Source organism: Actinoplanes sp. NPDC048796 (assembly GCF_040650035.1).
Lineage (GTDB): Bacteria > Actinomycetota > Actinomycetes > Mycobacteriales > Micromonosporaceae > Actinoplanes.
This window is the reverse complement of record NZ_JBEZGO010000019.1, coordinates 125,211-131,825: the sequence shown is the minus strand read 5'-3', so window position 1 is coordinate 131,825 and position 6,615 is coordinate 125,211. Positions and strand designations below refer to the sequence as shown.

Here is a 6,615-nt window from a genome sequence, read left to right as displayed (position 1 = left end):
TGGATCTACTCAAGGCCCTTCACCAACGGCCAGGACCGCGCCGACGCCCTACCCGGCTGGCTCCACACCTACAACTACCATCGAGCCCACACCGCCCTCGGAGGCAAGCCACCCATCACCCGAGTCAACAACGGTCCTGGTCGCTACAACTAGGCGAGCGTTCCCCAGCGGGCGGTGAGCTCCTCCTGCGTGGGCATCGCGACGGCGCCGCCGCGGCGCTCGCAGACCAGGCCGGCCACGGCCAGCGCGAACCGCACGTTGCGCTGCCAGCCGTCGAGGTCCTTGGGCAGCCCGTCGGCGAGCAGGCGGCGGATCAGAGCGCCCATCACCGAGTCCCCGGCACCGGTCGCGTCGACCGCGTCGACCACCGGGGCCGGCAGCGTCGCGGTGCCGTCACCGGCGGCCACGTAGGCACCCTTCGACCCGCGGGTCACCACCACCGCTTTGGCGCCGAGCCCGCGGATCCGCTCGGCCGCGACGTCGGGCGCCGCGCCGTCGTAGAGAACTTCAGCGTCGGCCGCGCTGAGCTTCACCAGATCGGCGCCGGCGAAGAACTCCTCGGACAGCTCGCGCAGCGAGGTCACCGCCGCCCCGTCGGGCAACAGTGTGGGCCGGGCGTTCGGGTCGAACACCTTCAGCGGCCCGGGCGTGTGCCAGGCGGCCCGGGCGGCGGCCCGGAACGGCTCCCGCAGCAGGCAGATCGACCCCGCGTAGAGCACATCGGCGCCCCTGACCGCGCCGAGGTCGACGTCCGAGGGCGCGAGCAGCGAGTACGACGGCGGTTCGCCGTAGAACGTGAAGGTCGGCTCAGCGCCCACGAAGGTGGTCACCGCCAGCGTGGTCGGCACGGCAACCCGCTTGACGCCGTCCACGCCGACGCCGGTCTCGCGCAGGAAAGTCGCGATCCGGTCGCCGAGGACGTCTTGGCTGAGCGACCCCGCGTACCGCACATCGCCGCCGAGCCGGGTCGCCCCGACCGCGACGTTGAGCGGCGCCCCGCCGATCGCCTGCCGGTAGACCACCCCGCCGTCGTGCTCGGCCTCCTGGAGGTCGATCAGCGCCTCACCGAGCACCACCGCATAGCCCATTGCCGTCTCCCTGTACTCCGCCGTGATTACCGCCAGCCTTGCGCCCCGGGACGCGCGGCGCCAGTACTCGCCCGATAAGTACCTTTTTGAGAAGATCACCCGATGATCCTCCGCGCCCTGGCCCTCGCCGCTCCCGCCGCTCTGCTCGCCGCCTGCACCAACTCGGTGGAGGTCGAGCCGGCCGCCCTGCCCTCGGCGGCCTCGGCCTCGGCCTGGGTGGTCTACCAGGGCGCCATGAGCGCGTCCCCGGCCGTGTCGTGGGCGCCCGACACCGTCGCCGCCGGCACCTTCCTGCCCTACCGCCCCGACTCCCCGGCGATCACCTACGAGCCCACGGTGGTTCCGCCGGGCGCGCGGGCCGAGGTCGGCATCGCCCGCAACGCCGCCGGCATGATCGTCCGCCTGACCACCCGCGGCCTGATCCCCCGCCGGTCGTACGGCGCCCATCTGCACACCGCCCCCTGCACCGCCGCCCCGGCCGACGCCGGCCCGCACTTCCAGCACCAGAAAGACCCCAAGACGCCCTCGGTGAACCCGTCCTACGCCAACCCGCGCAACGAGATCTGGCTGGACTTCACCGCCGACGCCACCGGCGCGGCCACCGTCACGAGCGAGCAGCGCTGGAGCTTCACGGCCGGGTCCTCGCCGCGCTCGCTGGTCATCCACACACTGACCACCCGTACCCGCGCCGGAGCGGCCGGGACGGCCGGCGAGCGGGCCGCCTGCCTCACCCTGCCCGCCCGCTGAGCGGGCGGGATGTTGATCATCGTCTCCCGGGACTGCGTTCCGCCGGAGCCAGGCGGTAACGTCGGGGGCGGATCGACGATCGGAGGCAACACCCATGGCCGAGCAGGGTGACGGCAAGACTCAGGGCAAGGCGCAACCCGCCGCGAAGACGGAGTCGCACGACCCCGGCTTCCCCGAGGCGTTTCTGCAGTTCATGCGCACCGGGTGGCGTGAGGACCCGATCGCTGTCACGCCTCGCCCCGAGGTGCCGAACTACGCCAAGCGCCGGGCCGCGCTCTCCGAGGCCTTCCCCGGCGAGACTCTGATCATCCCGAGCGGCAACGAGAAGGTGCGCGCCAACGACACCGACTACACGTTCCGCCCCGGCAGCGACTTCGTCTACCTCACCGGCGACCGCGACCCCGACAGCGTGCTCGTGCTGCGGCCGAGCGGCTCCGGGCACGACGCCGTGCTCTACACCCACCAGCGCAACTCGAAGGACACCGACGCCTTCTTCCGCAGCCGCAACGGCGAGCTGTGGGTCGGCCGCACCCACACGCTGGGCGAGAAATCGACCGAGCTGGGCGTCGAGACCGCGTCGCTGGGCGAGCTCGGCACCGCCCTCGCGAACTCGGCGCCGGGCCGCACCCGCGTCCTGCGCGGTCTCGACGCGGCGGTCGACCGGGCCGTGCTGGCCTACGAGCCCGATCGCGACAAGCCCCGCGACCGTGAGCTGGCCTGGGTGATCTCGGAGCTCAAGCTCGTCAAGGACGAGTGGGAGATCGCTCAGCTCCAGGCCGCGATCGACGCGACGGTCCGCGGCTTCGAGGACGTGGCGCGCATCCTGCCGGCCGACCGCGGGGTCAAGGAGCGGCTGCTCGAGGGCGTCTTCGGCCTGCGGGCCCGGCACGACGGCAACGACGTCGGCTACACCTCGATCGTCGGCGCCGGCAGCCACGCGACGATCCTGCACTGGGTCCGCAACACCGGGGTGACCAAGCCCGGTGAGCTGCTCCTGATGGACATGGGCGTCGAGGGCGACAACTTCTACACCGCCGACGTGACCCGCACGGTGCCCGTCTCCGGTTCGTTCACCCCGCTGCAGCGCCAGGTGTACGACATCGTCCACGCTTCGCAGCAGGCGGGCATGGACGCCATCAAGCCCGGCGTGCTCTTCCGCGACGTGCACACGACTTGCATGCGGGTCCTGGCCGAAGGGCTGAACGACCTGGGCCTGCTCCCGGTCAGCGTCGACGAGGCGATGAGCGAGGAGAGCACCGTCTACCGTCGCTGGACCCTGCACGGCTTCGGCCACATGCTCGGCATCGACGTGCACGACTGCAACAACGCCCGCAACGAGAACTACCGCGACGGCGAACTGAAGGAGGGCTACGTCCTCACGGTCGAGCCCGGCCTCTACTTCCAGCCCGAGGACGAGCTGGTCCCCGAGGAGCTGCGCGGCGTCGGTGTCCGCATCGAGGACGACGTGCTGGTCACGGCCGACGGCTGCCGCAACCTGTCGGCCGGCCTGCCCCGCTCGTCGGCCGACGTCGAGGCCTGGCTCGCCTCCCAGCGTGAGGCCGGCCCCCGCCTGCCGGGCTAGTCCGTCTCCTTCAACACGGTCTCGAGCACTACGGCCAGTCGCGCCGGATCGATCGGGGTGGGATCATCCTGCTCGATCCGGCGGATGGCCTGACGGACCGCGATCAGGCTCGGCCGCCGCTCGAGCGCCCACCGGCCGGCCGCGACCTTGGGCAGGTGGCTGCCCTCGACCGCGAGATGCCAGATGCGGCAGGCGGTCAGGACCATGAAGGCCGCGTGGTCGTCGTCCTCGGTCAGGCCCAGCCAGGTGCGCAGCCACTGACGGCCTCGGTCCACGACCCAGCGGGTCGGGACGGGCCCGATCACCTCACCCGGCGGTTGGCCGTGCAGTGCCTCCCCGCCGGCCCGCGCCATCGACAGCTCGGCGAGAAGGTCGGGCGCGACCCCGGCCCGGCGCTCCACCTCGAACAGGGTCTCGTAACGCCCGACGTGCAGCTCGAGAGGTGGCCGCGGTGACGGCGCCGCCGCCGTCTCCGCGAGCACGACATCGAGGTCGACCCCCGACACCTGGCCGCCCAGGTCGGCCTCGCGGACCACAGCCTCCAGCGCGTCCATCTGGGTGTCGGTGAGGCGATCGGTGGTCACGGCCAGTAAGTCGATGTCGCTGCGGCCCGGCCGGAAGCCGCCGGACGACAGGGAGCCATGCAGGATCACCGACCGGGCCGACGGTCCCAGAACGTCGGCGACGGCGGCCGCGATGCGCTGAGCGGGTGCGGTCATGAGCGGGTCTTGTTGCCGGTAAGCCGACAGAGCGAGCGGTCCACAAGGGCGAAGCGTAGCCATACGATTGCGGCGTGAACGTGATTGCCCATATCAGCGACGTCCATATCGACGGCGGGGACCGCAGCGTCGAGCGTGCGGGGCGTGTCATGCGCTATCTCGCCGGGCTTCCGGTTCCGGTCGACGTGGTGCTCGTGACCGGGGACATCGCCGACCACGGCTTCGCCCAGGAGTACGAGCGGATGCGCCAGGTGCTCGACCTGCCGGTGCCGACGCTGCTGCTGCCCGGCAATCACGACGTCCGCGAGGCGTACCGCAAGATCCTGCTTGAGGAGACACCGAGCGGCGGCCCGATCAACTCGGCGCACCGGGTCGGCGGCATGTTCTTCGCGATGTGCGACTCCAGCATCCCGGGCCGCAACGACGGCCTCCTGGCGCCCGAGACCCTCGACTGGCTGGAAGCTGAGCTGACCGCCGCCGCCGACCTGCCGGCGTTCATTTGCTTCCATCACCCGCCCGTACCGCTTCAGGTGCCGTTCATCGACGAGATCCGGCAGTTCTCCACCGAGCGCCTGGCCGAGATCGTCGCCGCTCACGGCAACGTCGTGGCGGTGCTCTGCGGTCACGCCCATACGGCCGCGGCGAGCACCTTCGCCGGCAAACCGATGCTGGTCGCGCCCAGCATCGCCTCGACTCTGCTGCTGCCCTTCGAGAGCGACGACGTGATCACCCGTGATCTGCCCTCGATGCTGGCGTTCCACATCCTCGACGACGACGGCCGGCTGACCACCCACTACCGCGTCGTACTCTGACGCGGGTCCAGCCCGGTGAGGTCCGCGGAGAGGTCCCAGAGCCGTTCACCCTCCGGCCCGTCGGTCGAGTAGGCCTCGGTAGCCGCGCAGTCGCGGCAGTAGGAGCCGCCGAACGGCTCCGCGCCCGGTGAGGTCGCCGCCCACACCGGCGTGGCGGCGCCCTGAGCGGCACTGCGGAACAGCCCCGGCGCCGGCCGGCCCTCGGCGTCGATCCAGCCGGCCTCGATCATCTCCGTGCGCGCCAAGTGCCGCTGCAACGGCGAGAGCACCCACCCGGGGCTGGCGGAAAAGGCGCGTACCCCCCATTGGTCGAGACGGTGGGCGAACAGCACGGCGGCGAGCTTCGATTGCCCGTACGCGGCCCACTTGTCGTACTCCCGGGTGAAATGGATGTCGTCCCACCGCATGCGGTCCTCGGGCGACCGCCCGGAGGCGACCATGACCACCCGGGCCGCCTCGGCCGCTTTCAGCGCGGGCCACAGGTGCGCCACCAGCGCGTAGTGCCCGAGGTGATTGATCGCGAACTGGGCCTCCCAGCCGGGACCGACCCGCGTCTCGGGGCAGGCCATCACGGCCGCGCTCCCGATGACGATGTCGACCGCCGGGCGGTCGCTTACGATCTCGCCGGCGGCCTTCTCCACCGAGGCGAGGTCGGCGAGGTCCATCGGCCGGATGTCGATCCGGCCGTCGCGCAGCGCCTGCCGCGCCACCTCGGGCCGGCGCGCCGGGACGATCACGTACGCCCCGGCGTCGGCGAGGGCGAGCGCCGCCTCCCGCCCGATGCCGGAATATCCGCCCGTCACGATGGCGGTGCGGCCGCTCAGGTCCACGCCGGAGAGCACCTGGGCCGCCGTGCTGTGCGCATCGAACCTAGTCGTCATACCGGCGAAGCTAGGCGTTCGAGCGCACTCGAGGTCAAGAGGTCTTGAAGTCGCTGACCGCGAAGCACTCGGCCCCGCTGGGGCCTTCCTCGGAGACGTTGATGGAGATCTTCACCGGCAGTCCGTCCGGGGTGAACGTGCGGGTGACCTCACCGCCGTCGTCGGCGGCCGTCTGCGCGTTGTCGATCAGCTGCTTCAGCGTGAAGGCGTCGATCTCCTCGCCCTGCTCGCCGGTGACCGGGCCGAGGTCGACCTCGCTGCTGCTCGCCGGGGCGGCGGCCGACGCGTCCAGCCGCTCGGTCGACGCCACCTCGCCCGAGGCCACGGTCACGCGGTAGCGCCCGAGCGGCTTGGCGTCGTCGCAGCCGCGGGTGAGCACGTATGAGTAGTCGGCCGGCTCGGTCCACGGCGGCGGCGAGGTGACCACCGACGGGGACGGCGTGACGAAGGTCGAGGTCTTGGGCTCGTCCGACGTGCATCCGCCGATCGCCGCCACCAGGGCGATGCCGCCAAGGGCCCACGCGAGCCGCACTGTCAACCTCCGTGATCACGCCCGCGGGTGCGGGGCAGGGGACCCGCAATCTAGCGCAGCCGCGCATCCTCACCGGTTGCCGGGCTGTATCGCTGTGGTGTGTCGCTGTGGTGTGTCGCTGTGGAGTTGTCAAGGAACGACGCCGCCCACTCTGCTCCCGACGGCCATGAGTGGGGAGAGCCGAAGGTAGGGGTCGGCCCCATACCAAAGTCGGGGTAAAAAACTTCCGGAACCCCGTCGATGGGAGGGTCCGC

The 6,615-nt window shown here is 71.5% G+C and carries 8 protein-coding genes; 4 read left to right on the top strand and 4 right to left on the bottom strand.

Annotated elements, in window-relative coordinates; translation table 11 throughout:
• Positions 1-153, top strand: a 153-nt coding sequence (locus tag AB0C26_RS41710) for an integrase core domain-containing protein (RefSeq protein ID WP_360259539.1), incomplete at its 5' end; no start/stop codon positions are given.
• Here the strand turns inward: AB0C26_RS41710 and AB0C26_RS41705 are convergent.
• On the bottom strand, positions 150-1,088 hold the full coding sequence (locus AB0C26_RS41705) for a carbohydrate kinase (protein WP_360259506.1): 939 nt from the start codon (positions 1,086-1,088) through the stop codon (positions 150-152). The two genes, AB0C26_RS41710 and AB0C26_RS41705, sit on opposite strands and share 4 nt — an antisense overlap.
• Before the next feature lie 102 nt (positions 1,089-1,190).
• Between AB0C26_RS41705 and AB0C26_RS41700 the strand changes: the two genes are divergently transcribed.
• Positions 1,191-1,835: a superoxide dismutase family protein gene (locus AB0C26_RS41700; RefSeq protein WP_360259504.1), complete on the top strand. Its 645-nt coding sequence runs from the start codon at positions 1,191-1,193 to the stop codon at positions 1,833-1,835.
• Between the two features lie 94 nt (positions 1,836-1,929).
• A complete protein-coding gene (locus AB0C26_RS41695; protein ID WP_360259501.1) occupies positions 1,930-3,417 on the top strand; it encodes an aminopeptidase P family protein in 1,488 nt (495 codons plus the stop codon).
• Here the strand turns inward: AB0C26_RS41695 and AB0C26_RS41690 are convergent.
• Entirely contained in the window at positions 3,414-4,136 is a 723-nt protein-coding gene (locus tag AB0C26_RS41690; protein WP_360259498.1) for an aminoglycoside adenylyltransferase domain-containing protein, read from the bottom strand. The two genes, AB0C26_RS41695 and AB0C26_RS41690, sit on opposite strands and share 4 nt — an antisense overlap.
• A 74-nt stretch (positions 4,137-4,210) precedes the next feature.
• On the opposite strand from AB0C26_RS41690, the gene AB0C26_RS41685 reads away from it, so the two are divergent.
• Complete coding sequence (locus AB0C26_RS41685; RefSeq protein ID WP_360259496.1) at positions 4,211-4,948, top strand: metallophosphoesterase; 738 nt, start codon at positions 4,211-4,213, stop codon at positions 4,946-4,948.
• Here the strand turns inward: AB0C26_RS41685 and AB0C26_RS41680 are convergent.
• Both AB0C26_RS41680 and AB0C26_RS41675 read right to left on the bottom strand, forming a co-directional pair.
• On the bottom strand, positions 4,930-5,829 hold the full coding sequence (locus AB0C26_RS41680; RefSeq protein WP_360259494.1) for an SDR family NAD(P)-dependent oxidoreductase: 900 nt from the start codon (positions 5,827-5,829) through the stop codon (positions 4,930-4,932). The two genes, AB0C26_RS41685 and AB0C26_RS41680, sit on opposite strands and share 19 nt — an antisense overlap.
• Positions 5,830-5,863: 34 nt before the next feature.
• A complete protein-coding gene (locus AB0C26_RS41675; RefSeq protein WP_360259491.1) occupies positions 5,864-6,361 on the bottom strand; it encodes a hypothetical protein in 498 nt (165 codons plus the stop codon).
• Positions 6,362-6,615: the final 254 nt, after the last annotated feature.

Bases quoted from the DNA above. Each gene is read 5' to 3' on its own strand.
- AB0C26_RS41705 (WP_360259506.1), bottom strand. From the start codon at position 1,088: ATGGGCTATGCGGTGGTGCTCGGTGAGGCGCTGATCGACCTCCAGGAG.
- AB0C26_RS41700 (WP_360259504.1), top strand. From the start codon at position 1,191: ATGATCCTCCGCGCCCTGGCCCTCGCCGCTCCCGCCGCTCTGCTCGCC.
- AB0C26_RS41695 (WP_360259501.1), top strand. From the start codon at position 1,930: ATGGCCGAGCAGGGTGACGGCAAGACTCAGGGCAAGGCGCAACCCGCC.
- AB0C26_RS41690 (WP_360259498.1), bottom strand. From the start codon at position 4,136: ATGACCGCACCCGCTCAGCGCATCGCGGCCGCCGTCGCCGACGTTCTG.
- AB0C26_RS41680 (WP_360259494.1), bottom strand. From the start codon at position 5,829: ATGACGACTAGGTTCGATGCGCACAGCACGGCGGCCCAGGTGCTCTCC.